Below are 14,545 nucleotides of genomic sequence, written 5' to 3' on the forward strand. Positions count from 1 at the left end.
TGTTATAGGGCAGAAAAAGTTATGCCGTTTTTATGTAAGGTTTGCCGGATTTTTCCATTGCGTAAATTAACCGTACAAGTTTCTTTGCGGCGTGGGTGATGGCGACGTTGTAGTGTTTCCCTTCAGAAATCTTCTTCTGAAGGTATGCACCGAAAGTTTCATCCCATTGGCAGACGTATTTGGTGGCATTGATCAGAGCAAAACGTAAATAGCGCGATCCCCGTTTCTCCATGTGGGAATAAGAGGATTCCATCTGCCCGGATTGATAGGTAGATGGAGAAGCTCCGGCATATGCCAGGATCTTATCCGGCGAATCAAAGCGGGAGAAATCTCCAATCTCTGCCAGGATCATGGCGCCCATGCGGTAGCCTATTCCTGGAATGGTCAGGATGGGAGAATGGATTTCATCCATGATCCGTTTGATTTCGGATTCAATTTCTGAGATTTCGGAATCCAGTTCACCAATTAGCCGGAGTGTGTGCTTTAATTCCAGAGATTTGGCAGGCATGTTGGAACCGATGGAGGCTCTGGCAGCATTCCGTATTTCAATCGCTTTCTCCCGGCTGTAACGGCCTTTTGAAGCGTTTTCCAACCGCTTCGTCAGGTGTGTCAAATGGCAGGAGGCAATCGTTCCGGCAGAAGGAAACTCGGAAAGAAGGGCGTAGATAGAAGCGATATGAAGCGAAGGAACAAGTTTTTCCAATTCTGGAAAGAGAATGGTAACAAGCCTGGAAACAGACTGTCTAAGCTGAGCGCGTTCCTGAACCTTACGAAAACGATAACGGGTGAGTGACTTTAACTCCTCGTTATGGTATGATGTATCTGAGTAGGACTTCAGGTTCACGTCAGACATGAGCATCAAAGCAATGGTTCGGGCATCAACCTTATCTGTTTTCGTCTTTCTAAGGCTGAGACTTTTTCTGTAAAGATTTGTGTGGAGCGGATTGATAACGAAGGTGTGGAGACCTTTGTCAATAAGATAACCGAGCAGGTTGTAAGAGTAGTGTCCAGTGGCCTCCAGTCCTACTTTTATATTGGACACATCTGAAGAAGAGGATTGAATCCTGGAAAAAAGAACATCAAATCCATCCCGGTTATTCTGAATGGTAAAAACCGGAAAAAGGACTTTGCCATCTGAATTGGTGATAAAGCAGTCATGCTTATCCTTAGCGACATCAATTCCAACGTAGATCATAAGAACACTCCTTAGTAATAGATTTAGATACTGTTTAGGACCACAGAGCTCTCTGCGCTTGTAACCTCGTTCTAAATCAACCGTCATGCGGTATCTAACTGATTAACAACGATACAAAGAGACTGTGGTTGGAGCCTTTCCGTAACCATCAAGTGGTAGGAAAATGAAACCAATCCACAGTATCTCCAAACAGTATAGCATACAGACCTTGGAGAGGGTCTATAAACACTACTACTATATAATACGAGGAAAATGTCGCTTTCGCGACCCGCCGCAGGCGGAGAATCCTGCGAAGCAGGATTCTTTTTTACAGGGAAAGTTCTGTCAGACTTTCTCTGAAGCAAAAAGGTCTGGCGGATACGCACTGGGGCAGACGGAATCGGCTGCCTGCATCTGGCTGTTCCGGTGTATCTTGACAGGCAGATACAGTGCCCTATATTTGTCAGACGGCGCGGAAAGATGGATTCCGGTTTCAGGAGAGGAGAGTGGAGAGATGATTCGTTTATTTGAAGAGAGTATGTGCAGCAGAGAAGTCTACTCAGGTTTTCCTTCCGGTGAGTTTTCAGCTGTGCGGGAGGCCCTGGAACAGGAGAAGATCAGATACAGAAAGAAAAAAAGGCCGAAAGGGCGGGAAAGTATTCTCGTAAGGCGCAGGGATGAGGCGCAGGCCAGAAAGCTGGTTCAGCTTCAGATTAACCATCTGTGGCGGGAGAAAATGAGAAAGTGCTGAAAGGAAAAGGGCAGGAGTCTTCAGCCTGAAAAAGCAGATTGCTTCAGGCGCAGGCTCCTGCCCTTTTATTGGTCAGCAGGTATGTTTGTGAGGATGGAAGGAATTCCATTTCAGCAGGTCTTTTAGAAAAAAGAACATATGTTCTAAAAATGCTTGCCAATATGGAAGAGGCATGGTATAATACAAAAAGAACATATGTTCCTGCTTCGGGCAGCGGGATAAGGGAAGAAGAGCAGTCTGCGTGGAAAAAACAGGAGCGGACGGTTGGAGGTAGATGGAACATGCTCATTCAGGAAAATCTCGATATACAGGAAAAACTTCGGATATTGTCAGATGCTGCCAAGTATGACGTGGCCTGTACATCCAGCGGAGTCAGGCGAGGGGGACAGAAAGGATCGCTGGGAAGCGCCAGCGAGGCGGGAATCTGTCACAGCTTTTCGGCAGACGGAAGGTGTATCTCCCTGCTGAAGATCCTGTTTACAAATCAGTGCATCTATGACTGTAAATATTGTATTAACAGGCGCTCCAATGATACTCTGCGGACAGCCTTTACCCCGGAGGAGGTGTGCAGACTGACCATAGAGTTTTACCGGAGAAATTATATTGAAGGGCTCTTTTTAAGCTCCGGCATTCTGAACTCGCCTGATCACACGATGGAACAGATTCTGAGTGTGCTGAGAAGTCTTCGTCTGGAGCACCATTTTAATGGATACATCCATGTAAAGGCAATCCCTGGGGCCTCGCCGGAGCTGATCGAGGCGGCAGGTTTCTTTGCGGATCGTATGAGTGTGAACCTGGAGCTTCCCACAGCCGAGGGACTCAGAAAGCTGGCGCCGGGAAAGACCAGAGAAAAAATTCTGATTCCCATGAGACAGATCCAGAAGGGGATTGTAAGGCAGCTGGAGCAGGAAGGACTCTTGGAGAAGAAGGGCATTTCCTCTTTTAAGGGTGAAGCGCTGCTTCCGGGATATGACAAGAGAGTGCAGAAGAATACGGATAATCAGGCTTCTGCAGAAAAAAGCAGGCTGCCTCAGGGGCAGAGCACAGTGAGAAAACAGGAAAGGCCCCGCCTCATTCCCGGCCGCTCTGTTTACGGAAATTACGGACTTGGACGGACTTCGCCCGGAAAGAGAAGCTTCGTTCCTGCCGGACAGAGTACGCAGATTATTGTGGGCGCCACACCGGAAAATGATTTTCACATGGTGACGGTGGCAGAGGCTCTGTACCGGAATTTTGGACTGAAGAGAGTGTTTTACTCGGCCTTTGTCCCTGTGAATGACGACAGCGCCCTTCCCTCCCTTCCGGGAGGTCCTCCGCTTCTGAGAGAGCACAGGCTTTATCAGGCGGACTGGCTGATGCGCTACTATGGATTTCAGGCATCAGAGCTGCTCTCCGAAGACAGGCCTAATTTTAATGTCCTCTTAGACCCGAAGTGTGACTGGGCTGTGCGGAATCTGGGCTGTTTTCCAGTTGAGATTAACAGGGCTCCCTACGGAGAGCTCCTTCGTGTTCCGGGAATCGGAGTGAAGTCTGCTATGAGGATCGTGGCAGCCAGAAAATCTTCTGTCCTGCGCTTTGAAGATCTGAAAAAGCTGGGAGTGGTCATGAAGAGGGCTGTTTATTTTATCACGTGTTCCGGGCGCATGATGTATCCTGTCAGGATGGATGAGGACTATATTACAGGATGCATGATTGGGGAGGAAAAGCTCAGAACCTGGGAGCTGGAGCACCGGGGAATGTATCGTCAGCTCTCCATGTTTGATGATTTTCACCTGGAAAGGCAGCCTTCTTTGACGCCGCAGGAACAGACGGCTCTGCTCACAGGCGAGATGTAGGCAGAGGAGGCTCAAATTGTGAGGCGCCCCAGGTGAAAAGCAGGATCGAGGAGAGGGATCACACTTAAAATGCAGGAGAAAATCATATGATAGTATTTGTGTGCAGGGATGATTTTTACAGTATTCTGTGCGGAATCTACGATGCGTGGATGAGCCGTGGGGGACATGAAAATGTGAGGCTTGAAACACAGGAGGAGGAGAATGAGGAAACTCTCTGGCTTTTTGCCGAGTACAGGGAGGTGCAGGAGGCATCCTGGAAGGCAGAGAAGGTGGCGGAAGCGGTCAGGAAAAAAATTTCCCACGAGGCTTACACCTGGATTTATCGGGCGGCCATGAGCTGTGAGAGGGGGAAGGCGGATAAAATTTACCGCTTTCTGGTCAAAGGCTTTAAAGTGGGCAGAAGAATTGCCGATATGCTAAACGACCCGGATGTAGAGTCTGTATTTTCCATGAATCGCCAGGTGGCAAATGAAGCCCACCTTCTGACTGGCTTTCTGCGGTTTTCTCAAATGAGGCAGGATCTCCTTGTCTCGGTCATTGGCCCGAAAAATGACGTGACAGGTATTTTGGCAGATCACTTCTCAGACCGGATGCCGGAGGAGCGGTGGATGATTTACGATGAAAAGAGGGACAAGGCAGCTCTGCACGAGCCAGGCCGGAGCTTTCTGCTGGTGACAGGGATTCCCGGACGCTGGAGGGAACATCTGTCTCTGGAAACGGATGAAGCAGAGTTTGAAAGTCTCTGGAGAGCCTTCCACCAATCGATATCGATCGCCCAGCGGGAAAATTACAAGTGCCAGATAACTCATCTTCCGCTGAGATTCAGGCCTTATATGACCGAGTTCGGGAGAGGGGACAGTGAAAAACTCTCTGCGCCCGGAAAAAGGGCGGAAGGGAAAAAATAGTTCTGTTTTTGGGCTCTGTGTCCGGCAGTCTTCTGTGGGAACAGGAATGCCGGACACAGGGATATAAGCGGCACGGATATGTCTTGCATGTGTGCAGGCCGCAGGATTCTGTTTCTCATTTCTCCTTCATTTCAGATGGTATCTTACGAATTTCTTACACTTCTCTGTACAGGATTGTATTTCAGAATGGTTCATGGTATATTCTGACTGTATTAACACAATTAATACAGTTGATACGAGGCTGTGCAGCTCTATGAAATCATTGGGCTGACCTGGAAAGGAGTGCGAATGATTCTGATTGACTATAAAGATCGCCGTCCTATCTATGAGCAGGTGGTGGAAAAAATGGCAGATCTGATGGTTCGGGGAATTCTTCCCCAGGACAGCCAGCTTCCTTCTGTCAGGAGTCTGGCCATGGAGCTGGCTATAAATCCCAATACCATACAGAGAGCCTACGCTGAGCTGGAACGCCAGGGGTATATTTACTCTGTCAAGGGAAGAGGGAGCTTTGTGGCAGAAAATCACAGGATACTGGAACAGAAGAAGAGGGAGGTATACCAGAAGCTGGAAGCTCTGATACAGGATGCCAGAGCAGCCGGAATTACCATGCTGGAATTCCAGGACAGGGTGATTGAACTCTACGGAACATTGAGCAGGGCGGACAGAGAAGAGGGAGGAGGAAAAGAGTTTGATTGAGGCGGTAAATCTGACGAAACAGTTTGATCAAGTGACAGCAGTCGATCACATAAATGCGCGAATAAAAGAGGGAACGGTGTTCGGACTGATAGGAACGAACGGGGCTGGAAAGAGCACCTTTCTGCGTATGGCAGCAGGGATCCTGAAGCCTGACGGAGGGAGTATTACCCTCGATGACGAAGAGATATTTGAGAATTCGGGAGTGAAAAGCCGTATTTTTTATATCTCTGATGAACCATACTTTTTTGGAAATGCGGCTCCTAAGGATATGATGGAATTTTATGAGACAGTTTACCCGAAATTTGAGAGAAAAAGGTTTTTGGGACTCCTAAAGGACTTCGGGCTGAACGACAGAAGAAAAATTTCCACCTTCTCAAAAGGAATGAAAAAGCAGCTTTCTGTCCTTCTGGGGCTCTGTTCCGGCACAGATTATATTTTTTGTGATGAAACCTTTGACGGACTGGATCCGGTCATGCGCCAGGCGGTCAAGCGTCTTTTTGCAAATGACATGGAAACCAGAAAGCTGACCCCGCTCATTGCATCCCACAGTCTGCGTGAATTGGAGGACATCTGTGACCATGTTGGGCTGCTTCACAGGGGAGGGATACTGCTCTCCAGGGATTTGGATGATATGAAACTGAACATACATAAGATTCAGTGTGTATTTGCCGAAGATGTGGAACCGGAAGAAATCCATGGTCTGGAGCTTATCCGGACAGAAAAGAGGGGGAGACTTCTGACACTGACTGTGCGGGGAAAACGGGAGGATGCCGAGGCAGTCATGGAGATGTACCATCCGATCTTTTTCGAGATGCTTCCTCTTTCTCTGGAAGAAATATTTATCAGTGAAACGGAGGTGGCTGGCTATGACATCAAAAAACTTGTTTTTTAAACTTCTCAGGGAGCGGGCAAAGCAGAGCCTCTGGCTGATAGCACTTTCCATTCTGACTGCCTTTTTTGCCTTTCCCGTGGCTTCGGCAGTCCTGACAGGCTATACTCTCGACACAGACAGAATCTCCTCCATGGCAGAGATGTCGGAGGGAATGCTGACGGTTGAGGCAAGCAGAAAAATGGCCCAGGCCGAGGCGGCAGAAATTTTTTACCATCAGATCGATCCGGCAGGGCCGCTCCTGATTCTGCTTCTGACAGCAGGAGCGGTGATCTGCGGACTGGCAGGATTTTCTTATCTGTTTTCGAGAAAAAAGACGGATTTCTACCACAGTATTCCGGTAAGAAGGGAGATGATCTTCACTGTTTCCTACGTGTCAGGAATCCTGTACGCGGCAGTTCCCTATCTGGCAGGACTGCTGACAGCGGCAGTTCTCGTGCAGGTGAAGATTATGCCCTATACCCTTGACTGGGGGAGGATCCTGGCAAGCTTTGGACAGGGGATGGCATTTTATATCCTCTCATACAGTACAGCTGTGGCAGCAGCGATGCTGACCGGCCACCTGGCAGTATCCGTTTTGGGAACACTTGTGTTTTTCTTTTGGGGACCTGCCATACTCCTGCTGATTCGGGCGTACTGCGGTTATTATTTCCAATCCTTCTACTATCTGGAAGGGGTGATGGAGAATATTGCGCCGGAGTTTGCCTCTCCGCTTCTTTTCCAGATTGCATCCTCGGGGGAACGAATCGGCATCCGGGCAGCTGCAGCCCTGGCAGCCGGGCTGGTGATTGGAGGAGTCAGTCTGTTTCTCTACAAAAAACGTCCGTCTGAGACGGCTGGACGGGCGATGGTCTTTAAGGCCAGCCGGCCGGTTATAAAGATGGCGCTGATGCTCTCTTCAGCTCTCGGTGCCAGCCTGTTTTTCTGCGAGGTGGGAGGCGCAAAGGCATGGGGGATCTTCGGTCTTATCTGCGGAATCATTATATCAGACTGTGTCATTGAGGTGATCTACCACTTTGATTTTCGCAGGGCGCTGGCCGGAAAACGGTCAGCGGCAGCCGGAGCTGTGCTCTCTGTCTTTGTATTCTGTCTGTTCCGGTTTGATCTGGCCGGATTCGACACCTACCTTCCAGACGCGTCAGAGATAGAATCTGTGGGATTTGAATGCCACAATCTTTACAGCGGGCTCCGAAAGGACAGGGCAACTGTGACCATTACAGAACGCAGGAACGGAGAAATTTCTACCTACAGCAGCTACCCGGAAGAGAGGGAGGTTCTGGCGCAGATGACCATCTCCGATCCGGAAACTGTAAAAGCGATCCTCGGGATTGCACAAGGGGGAATCTCTGAAATAAAGAACAGCAAAAAGCCGGTCCAAACTCCCGAACTGACTGTTAACGGTGCAGAAGGTGAGCCGGAGCGGGTGATGGGAAGAGTGGTTATTCAGTACCACTTAAAAAATGGGAGAACAGCGACCAGAAATTATTACATGGATTTGTCCAAGGTTTGGGAGGAGGCAGAACTCATCTATGCAAGCCGTGATTTTAAAGAGGAGAGTTATCCTGTCATGCAGCTGAAGGCAGATGAGATAGCAGGAGCAAATTTTGAGGTATTTGGGATTTACAGCCATGTTGAGGCCGAAAGAGAGAAGATTGCAGAACTGCTGACTGTATATCAGGAAGAGTTTTACGGTCTGACGCTGGATGAACAGACAGAGGAAGTGCCTCTTGGTTTTATCCAGTTCAAGACCTTAGAGATGCAGGAAATAATTGATGAAATCCGGGAGAAGAATGGAGATTATACCTGGTTTAACGATTTTGCCTACTATCCTGTTTATCCTGAGTTTGAAAAAACCGTGGCTGTCTTAAGGGAAGTCGGGGTGGAGATGGCAGATCGTCTGACACCGGATCGGGTTGAGCGGATTGTGGTCAGAGACAGAGAGTACACGGATGAGCAGTACAGTGAGAACGCAGGAGCAGTGACTTATGTAGAGGAAGGTATGTCACTGCACAGGACAGGAGAAGAAACTTATCTTGAGATCACATCCAAGGAACGGATGGGAGAGATCCTGAAAGCTTCCGGGAGCTACGGAAACTCAGATTTGTGGGAGAGTGATACAAGGTTTGGAATCGAGATTTATCTGGCGCCGGAAAACCAGGAAAACAGCCACTTTTTCCGGGAAGGGACGGAGGTACTGTACTTTGATTTCGTAAAAGGAAAGATTCCCCAGTTTGTGGCACAAATATTTGAACAGCAGAAAGAGAATCCGTCAGAGATTGACTTTCCGTCTTTTACAGGATAGAATAAACTTGAATAGAAATTGCCTGTAAAGGAGGACTTAAAATGGCATTTTTTGACGAACTTGGAAAGGCTCTCAGCGGAAAGGGCAAGGAAGCGGCCACGAAAGTCAGAGATTTGACAGAGATTCTTCAGCTGAAGAATAAGCTGTCAAGCGAAAAAGAAAAGGTGAATAAGGCATATATAAATCTTGGAATGGCTTACTATGACAGACATGAGGCTTCTGCTGAAGAAGAGTATGCCCAGGATTTTGAGACGATCCGATCCGGCCTTCTCAGGATTTCCGAACTGGAGGATGAGATTTCATCCCTGGAGGGGACAAGAATCTGTGCAGAGTGCGGGGCGAAAGTGGAAAAAGGAGCAGCCTTCTGCAGCCGATGTGGAGCCCAGATGCCTCTTAAGCAGGCAGAGCCGGAAACGAAAGAAAGCATGGACGAGGACAGCTCCTGTCAGGAAGAGGAAAAAGAGTGCGGCTGTTCACAGGAGACAGTGGAAGACAGGCCGTAAAAAGAGCTGGAGCAGGAAAGGAATCCTGCCTGCCGCTTTCCGCTGGCCAACCCGCTCGTTATCTCCGGCTTGCAAAGTTAGCAAAAAACGGTTATTATGATACAGAACAGTATATAATTACCGGAGAGGAGAGAACAAAATGGGAGAGTGCTGCAAAGGAGAGGAGAGACATAAACACAGAAATCTGACGGAGCAGAAGGATCTGATGACGCGTTTAAACAGAATCGAGGGACAGGTCCGCGGCATTAAGGCAATGGTGGAGGACGAGCGCTACTGTGTGGATATTCTGACACAGGTCTCCGCTGTCCAGGCAGCTCTGAATGGATTCAGCAGAGTGCTCTTATCAAATCATATTAAAACGTGTGTAGTGGATGAGATCGAAGCGGGAAACGCAGAGGAAACTGTGGAGGAACTTTGCAGGACGATCCAGAAGCTCATGAAGTAGCAAAAGGTCTGAGGGCGGGCCTGAATAGATAAAAACAGTTCGAGAATAGAAACAGAAGCGGACATCAGCAGAATGTGTAAAGTTCTGAGATGTCCGCTTTTGCGATCGGATTCTGATGGGTTTATTGTTCTGGCTGCAGACATTCCGGGCTTTTTTCGCTTATGCAGGTTCTGGCGTGCCTGCATGCTGATGAGACAGCTCGGCGGCCGGAAAATTTAATCCCCTGTTTGCCGGGAAGCAGCAGAGAGGGAAGGAAGGTTATTCTTCACTGTCCTTCTCTGCCTTATTATCCCCATTTGTCTGTGGGTGCGGCCTGTATTTATTGTCTTGGTAGGGTTCATAATCGCTATTACACAGAACATCGAAAAAGCAATACTGAAAAAGCCGGAAACCCTTGATTTTAAAGGATTTCCGGCTTACTTTCTCTTAAGCTCCCGGCCGGACTCGAACCGGCGACCCACGCATTACGAATGCGTTGCTCTACCAACTGAGCCACGGAAGCAACTGCAATATTTTATATACTAAAATATCAATGACCTGTCCGGGAATCGAACCCGGGTTTACGCCGTGAGAGGGCGTCGTCTTGACCGCTTGACCAACAGGCCGTAAATCGAGGCGACGTGATTCGAACACGCGACCTCTGCGTCCCGAACGCAGCGCTCTACCAAACTGAGCCACGCCTCGATACGTTTTGTATTATAATCGCTCTGGGTGAAATTGTCAACCATATTTTGAAAATAATTTTTTCTATTTTTAAATCAATTAATATAATTCTGCCGAAACCCCTGATACAGCCGGGAGTTTTCCTGGGATAACTGCATCAAAATAAAATATTGACAGAATAGTTTTTGAATATTAAACAGTTTATCGGGGAAGGGAAGATTTGCTGCGGAAGCAGAAGTCAGAGCCTGCGCAGTGTATAAATTATATATAGATTTAAAGACAAAAAATGAGGACTGAAAAGGGAGAGCTGAAACAGGGGAAGTATTACAAAAGAGTCAGCGGCGAAGAAAGGTCAGAAGTTCAGACAAAAAAAGGCTTCTGCATATTGCAGAAGCCAGTGACCTGTCCGGGAATCGAACCCGGGTTTACGCCGTGAGAGGGCGTCGTCTTGACCGCTTGACCAACAGGCCGGAATCGAGGCGACGTGATTCGAACACGCGACCTCTGCGTCCCGAACGCAGCGCTCTACCAAACTGAGCCACGCCTCGACAGTAATTTATCAGCTGGCGTTTGCCAGCGACGCTAGTTATATTAGCACAGGTAAAATAAAAAAGCAAGTACAAATTTCAAAAAAATAAAAAAAATAGAAAAAAATGGGAAAATACCTCGAAATCAGTGACACTCTCCGGCCTGCAGCATAAATAAGAGTAGTGAGAAAAAAGGCGGTGGATCATGGCGACAATCAGTCTGTGTATGATTGTAAAAAACGAGGAGGAAGTTCTGGGGAGATGTCTTGACAGCGCGGTGAGCTTTGCCGATGAGATCATTATTGTCGATACAGGCTCCACAGACAGGACAAAAGAGATTGCGTCGGAGTATACAGACCAGGTGTATGATTTTAAGTGGACAGATGATTTTTCCGCAGCGCGCAACGAGTCATTTGCTCATGCCACCATGGATTACTGTATGTGGCTGGACGCAGATGATATAGTGACAGAAGAGCAGCAGGAAAAACTTATAAAGCTGAAAGATACCATTTCATCTGATACAGCTGTTGTGATGATGAAATACGTAATGGGGTTTGGCTCTGACGGCAGGCCCACATTTTCGTATTACAGGGAACGCCTCTTGAGAAATGGCTGTGGTTTTCGCTGGCAGGGCAGGGTTCACGAGGCCATAGCACCTGCAGGAAAAGTGGTTTACTCAGAGATAGAGATTGAGCACAGGAAAAAAAGGACAGGAGAGGGCCATTCCCGCAGAAACCTGGATATTTACAGAAAAATGAAGGCAGAGCAGGCTCCGTTTACGCCGAGAGACCTGTTCTATTACGGCCGAGAGCTCTACTATTTTGCGGCACAGGATCCTCAGTGCCTGCAGGAGGCCAGGGCAGTCCTTTCTTCTTTTTTAGACAGGACAGACGGATGGGTGGAAAATAAGATTGAAGCCTGCCGTTTTCTTTCTCTGTGCTGGCGGTTGGAGGGAAACGAGGAGGAGGCGCTGAAAGCGTTGCTTTTCTCGTTTTTCTACGATCGTCCAAGGGCTGAAATCTGCTGTGATGTTGGTGACTGGTTTTTCAGAAGAGAAGAGTACAGGACAGCCGCTTTCTGGTACAGTGCAGCCCTGAATACAGAAAAGGATGAAAAGAGCGGCGGGTTTGTGAGCGGGGAGTGCTATGATTATATACCGGCCCTGCAGCTGACGGTATGTTTTTACCGGCTTGGAGAGACAGACAAGGCAGAGGCATGCAACGAGCTGGCCGGACGGGTGAAGCCTGATTCAGAGGCCTACCTTTATAACTGCAGATTTTTCAGGGAAGAGAGGGATAAAGCGCAGAAACAGCCAAAGGCGGATAAGAATAATGAAGAGCATGAAAAATAGAGAGTTGAAAAAGTACTGGCAAAAAAATATTGCAAACATATGTTCGATTATGTTATAATATTCTTGAAAAAAAAGAGAATTTATGCCATAATGGGAACTATTGTCCAGAAACTGCGGTTCTCTGCCCGGAGCGTTTCGTGCCGGCTAAATCTGGAGCGGGGGAAAAGACAGCCGGGAGAAAGAGACGGCTGCATCAGAGAGAAATGGCCGCGGCAGAGGCCGGTAGCCGGATATCCGGGCAGCAGAGGATGCCAGAGAGCACCAGAGAACGCGGACAGATGGAAAGCAGAGGAGAAATGCACTGGCATCAGCACGATTGAAAAGATGAGATAGAGAACAAACAGAAAAATAGAAGATTAAACAGAAGAACAGATAAAAGATCAGATAAAAGATTAGATACATAGATATGGAGGGACATCATGGGCAAAGCACAGTATGACGCGGACAGCATTACCGTACTGGAAGGGCTGGAGGCGGTTCGCAAGCGCCCCGGCATGTATATTGGAGGAGTGGGAACCAAGGGGCTGAACCACCTGATATATGAGATTGTCGATAATTCGGTGGACGAGCATCTGGCAGGCGAGTGTACATCGATCTGGGTGACGCTGGAGGCGGATGGCTCCTGCACCGTGCGGGACAATGGGCGAGGTATCCCGGTGGAGATGCACAAGAAGGGAGTCTCTGCGGAGCGAGTGGTTCTTTCCACCCTCCATGCAGGCGGAAAATTCGACAACAGCGCCTATAAGACAAGCGGAGGCCTGCACGGTGTCGGCTCCTCCGTTGTCAATGCCCTCTCGGAACACTTAGATATCAAGATTTATAAAAACGGGCAGATTCATCACGATGCATATGAGCGGGGAATTCCAGTAGTGGAGCTGGTGGATGGACTCCTTCCGGTGATCGGAAATACAAAAGAGACAGGCACCTGCATTAATTTCCTGCCGGATGACACGATTTTTGAGAAGACAAAGTTTAAGGCTGAATGGCTGAAAAGCCGTCTCCACGAGACAGCGTACCTGAATCCGGCCCTTACGATATATTATGAAAACAGGAGGGCAGGGGAGGAGGAGAAAATCGTCTACTCTGAGCCAGACGGAATTATCGCCTATGTAAAGGAGATCAATGCCGGAAAAACGCCGGTTCATGAGCCCATCTATTTTAAGGGGTCCATGGAGGGCATAGAGGTGGAGGCTGCCATTCAGTTTGTGGATACCTTTGAGGAGAATATTCTCGGCTTCTGCAATAATATTTTCACGCAGGAGGGCGGAACCCATCTGGCTGGCTTTAAGACAAAGTTTACGATGCTGATTAACAGTTATGCCAGAGAGCTGGGAATTTTAAAGGAGAAAGATTCCAATTTTACAGGCGCCGACACTCGAAACGGTATGACGGCTGTGATTGCCATCAAGCATCCGGATCCGATCTTTGAGGGACAGACGAAGACAAAGCTGGCCAGCGCAGATGCCACCAAAGCTGTATTCACACTGACAGGAGAGGAGCTTCAGCGCTTCTTCGACCGAAATCTGGAAACCCTGAAGGCCGTGATCGGCTGCGCGGAGAAATCTGCCAAAATCAGAAAGGCGGAAGAGAAGGCAAAGACGAACATGCTGACGAAATCCCGCTTCTCCTTTGACAGCAACGGAAAGCTGTCCAACTGTGAGAGCCGGGATGCAGAAAAATGTGAGATTTTTATTGTAGAGGGAGATTCCGCCGGAGGTTCTGCAAAGATGGGCAGAAACCGCCAGTATCAGGCGATCCTTCCGATCCGCGGAAAAATTCTGAATGTGGAAAAGGCGTCCATGGACAAGGTTCTGGCCAATGCAGAGATTAAGACGATGATCAATGCGTTCGGATGCGGATTTTCTGAGGGCTATGGAAATGATTTCGATATTTCAAAGCTGAGATATAACAAGATTATTCTCATGACAGATGCGGATGTGGACGGAAGCCATATTGATACGCTGCTTCTGACCTTTCTGTACCGCTTTATGCCGGATCTTATCACAGAGGGTCATGTGTACATTGCCATGCCCCCTCTGTTCAAGGTGATCCCAAAGAAAGGGGAGGAGCAGTATCTCTATGATGAAAAGGCTCTGGAAAAATATAAAAAGACTCATGCAGGAGGCTTCACCCTCCAGCGCTATAAAGGTCTGGGAGAGATGGATGCAGAACAGCTCTGGGAGACGACGCTGAACCCGGAAAACCGAGTCCTGAAGCAGGTGGAGATCGAGGACGCCAGGATGGCCTCGGAGATTACGGAGATGCTGATGGGAAGCGATGTGCCGCCAAGGCGCCAGTTTATCTATGATCATGCAGAGGAAGCAGAGATAGACGCCTGACGGCTGCGCCCTGACGCAGGGCAGGAGGCGGTTACCCCCTGTCCTTTCACGGCTGAGGGCAGTCATGGGGAGAACCCGTCACGGTACGCTGATTACCGGATATAACCAGGCACCGCCTGCAGAAAAACAGGCGCAGCAGGAAAGAAACAGGCACAGCAGGCAGGA

11 protein-coding genes and 5 tRNA genes are annotated in these 14,545 nt (G+C 48.6%); 10 read left to right on the top strand and 6 right to left on the bottom strand.

All coding sequences use genetic code 11. The annotated features are described in order from the left end of the window. Positions 1-19 precede the first annotated feature (19 nt). On the bottom strand, positions 20-1,195 hold the full coding sequence (locus tag LK436_RS09710) for an IS110 family transposase (RefSeq protein ID WP_044930339.1): 1,176 nt from the start codon (positions 1,193-1,195) through the stop codon (positions 20-22). Between the two features lie 493 nt (positions 1,196-1,688). Here LK436_RS09710 and LK436_RS09715 point away from each other — a divergent pair, with 493 nt between their 5' ends. The 8 genes from LK436_RS09715 to LK436_RS09750 all read left to right on the top strand — a co-directional run bounded on the left by LK436_RS09715 (position 1,689) and on the right by LK436_RS09750 (position 9,500). Beyond that, the gene (locus tag LK436_RS09715; protein WP_015574300.1) at positions 1,689-1,925 is read left to right on the top strand and encodes a hypothetical protein; all 237 of its coding nucleotides are present in this window, start codon (positions 1,689-1,691) and stop codon (positions 1,923-1,925) included. A 281-nt stretch (positions 1,926-2,206) separates the two neighbouring features. Beyond that, complete coding sequence (locus LK436_RS09720) at positions 2,207-3,760, top strand: putative DNA modification/repair radical SAM protein (RefSeq protein WP_044931421.1); 1,554 nt, start codon at positions 2,207-2,209, stop codon at positions 3,758-3,760. A gap of 86 nt (positions 3,761-3,846) precedes the next feature. Next, positions 3,847-4,665, top strand: a complete 819-nt coding sequence (locus LK436_RS09725; RefSeq protein WP_008397937.1) for a TIGR03915 family putative DNA repair protein — start codon at positions 3,847-3,849, stop codon at positions 4,663-4,665. Between the two features lie 288 nt (positions 4,666-4,953). After that, a complete protein-coding gene (locus tag LK436_RS09730) occupies positions 4,954-5,361 on the top strand; it encodes a GntR family transcriptional regulator (protein ID WP_021966440.1) in 408 nt (135 codons plus the stop codon). Beyond that, a complete protein-coding gene (locus LK436_RS09735; RefSeq protein WP_008397940.1) occupies positions 5,354-6,253 on the top strand; it encodes an ABC transporter ATP-binding protein in 900 nt (299 codons plus the stop codon). Before LK436_RS09730 ends, LK436_RS09735 begins: the two co-directional genes overlap by 8 nt. Continuing rightward, positions 6,228-8,552: a DUF6449 domain-containing protein gene (locus tag LK436_RS09740; RefSeq protein ID WP_008397941.1), complete on the top strand. Its 2,325-nt coding sequence runs from the start codon at positions 6,228-6,230 to the stop codon at positions 8,550-8,552. Before LK436_RS09735 ends, LK436_RS09740 begins: the two co-directional genes overlap by 26 nt. Before the next feature lie 41 nt (positions 8,553-8,593). After that, positions 8,594-9,055 (top strand): zinc ribbon domain-containing protein, encoded by a 462-nt coding sequence (locus LK436_RS09745; RefSeq protein WP_008397942.1) that lies wholly within the window; start codon positions 8,594-8,596, stop codon positions 9,053-9,055. 139 nt (positions 9,056-9,194) lie between these two features. Then, positions 9,195-9,500 carry a metal-sensing transcriptional repressor gene (locus tag LK436_RS09750; protein ID WP_008397943.1) on the top strand — a complete coding sequence of 102 codons (306 nt, stop codon included), beginning with the start codon at positions 9,195-9,197 and terminating at the stop codon, positions 9,498-9,500. Between the two features lie 429 nt (positions 9,501-9,929). Here the strand turns inward: LK436_RS09750 and LK436_RS09755 are convergent. The 5 genes from LK436_RS09755 to LK436_RS09775 form a co-directional block, all read right to left on the bottom strand. Continuing rightward, a tRNA-Thr gene (locus tag LK436_RS09755) sits at positions 9,930-10,002 on the bottom strand. 31 nt (positions 10,003-10,033) lie between these two features. Continuing rightward, positions 10,034-10,105: transfer RNA gene (locus LK436_RS09760), tRNA-Glu, on the bottom strand. Between the two features lie 5 nt (positions 10,106-10,110). Continuing rightward, positions 10,111-10,184, bottom strand: a tRNA-Pro gene (locus LK436_RS09765). 377 nt (positions 10,185-10,561) lie between these two features. Beyond that, positions 10,562-10,633, bottom strand: a tRNA-Glu gene (locus LK436_RS09770). 4 nt (positions 10,634-10,637) lie between these two features. Then, positions 10,638-10,711: transfer RNA gene (locus LK436_RS09775), tRNA-Pro, on the bottom strand. A gap of 184 nt (positions 10,712-10,895) precedes the next feature. Between LK436_RS09775 and LK436_RS09780 the strand changes: the two genes are divergently transcribed. Continuing rightward, the gene (locus LK436_RS09780; protein WP_008397948.1) at positions 10,896-12,041 is read left to right on the top strand and encodes a glycosyltransferase family 2 protein; all 1,146 of its coding nucleotides are present in this window, start codon (positions 10,896-10,898) and stop codon (positions 12,039-12,041) included. 419 nt (positions 12,042-12,460) lie between these two features. Further along, on the top strand, positions 12,461-14,380 hold the full coding sequence (locus LK436_RS09785; protein WP_008397952.1) for a DNA gyrase/topoisomerase IV subunit B: 1,920 nt from the start codon (positions 12,461-12,463) through the stop codon (positions 14,378-14,380). Positions 14,381-14,545: the final 165 nt, after the last annotated feature.

It is taken from the genome of Clostridium sp. M62/1, assembly GCF_020736365.1.
Classification (GTDB): Bacteria; Bacillota; Clostridia; order Lachnospirales; family Lachnospiraceae; genus Otoolea; species Otoolea saccharolyticum_A.

Excerpts from the sequence above, each read along its gene's own strand:
- LK436_RS09710 (WP_044930339.1), bottom strand. The coding sequence starts at position 1,195 with ATGATCTACGTTGGAATTGATGTCGCTAAGGATAAGCATGACTGCTTT.
- LK436_RS09715 (WP_015574300.1), top strand. The coding sequence starts at position 1,689 with ATGATTCGTTTATTTGAAGAGAGTATGTGCAGCAGAGAAGTCTACTCA.
- LK436_RS09720 (WP_044931421.1), top strand. The coding sequence starts at position 2,207 with ATGCTCATTCAGGAAAATCTCGATATACAGGAAAAACTTCGGATATTG.
- LK436_RS09725 (WP_008397937.1), top strand. The coding sequence starts at position 3,847 with ATGATAGTATTTGTGTGCAGGGATGATTTTTACAGTATTCTGTGCGGA.
- LK436_RS09730 (WP_021966440.1), top strand. The coding sequence starts at position 4,954 with ATGATTCTGATTGACTATAAAGATCGCCGTCCTATCTATGAGCAGGTG.
- LK436_RS09740 (WP_008397941.1), top strand. The coding sequence starts at position 6,228 with ATGACATCAAAAAACTTGTTTTTTAAACTTCTCAGGGAGCGGGCAAAG.
- LK436_RS09745 (WP_008397942.1), top strand. The coding sequence starts at position 8,594 with ATGGCATTTTTTGACGAACTTGGAAAGGCTCTCAGCGGAAAGGGCAAG.
- LK436_RS09750 (WP_008397943.1), top strand. The coding sequence starts at position 9,195 with ATGGGAGAGTGCTGCAAAGGAGAGGAGAGACATAAACACAGAAATCTG.
- LK436_RS09780 (WP_008397948.1), top strand. The coding sequence starts at position 10,896 with ATGGCGACAATCAGTCTGTGTATGATTGTAAAAAACGAGGAGGAAGTT.
- LK436_RS09785 (WP_008397952.1), top strand. The coding sequence starts at position 12,461 with ATGGGCAAAGCACAGTATGACGCGGACAGCATTACCGTACTGGAAGGG.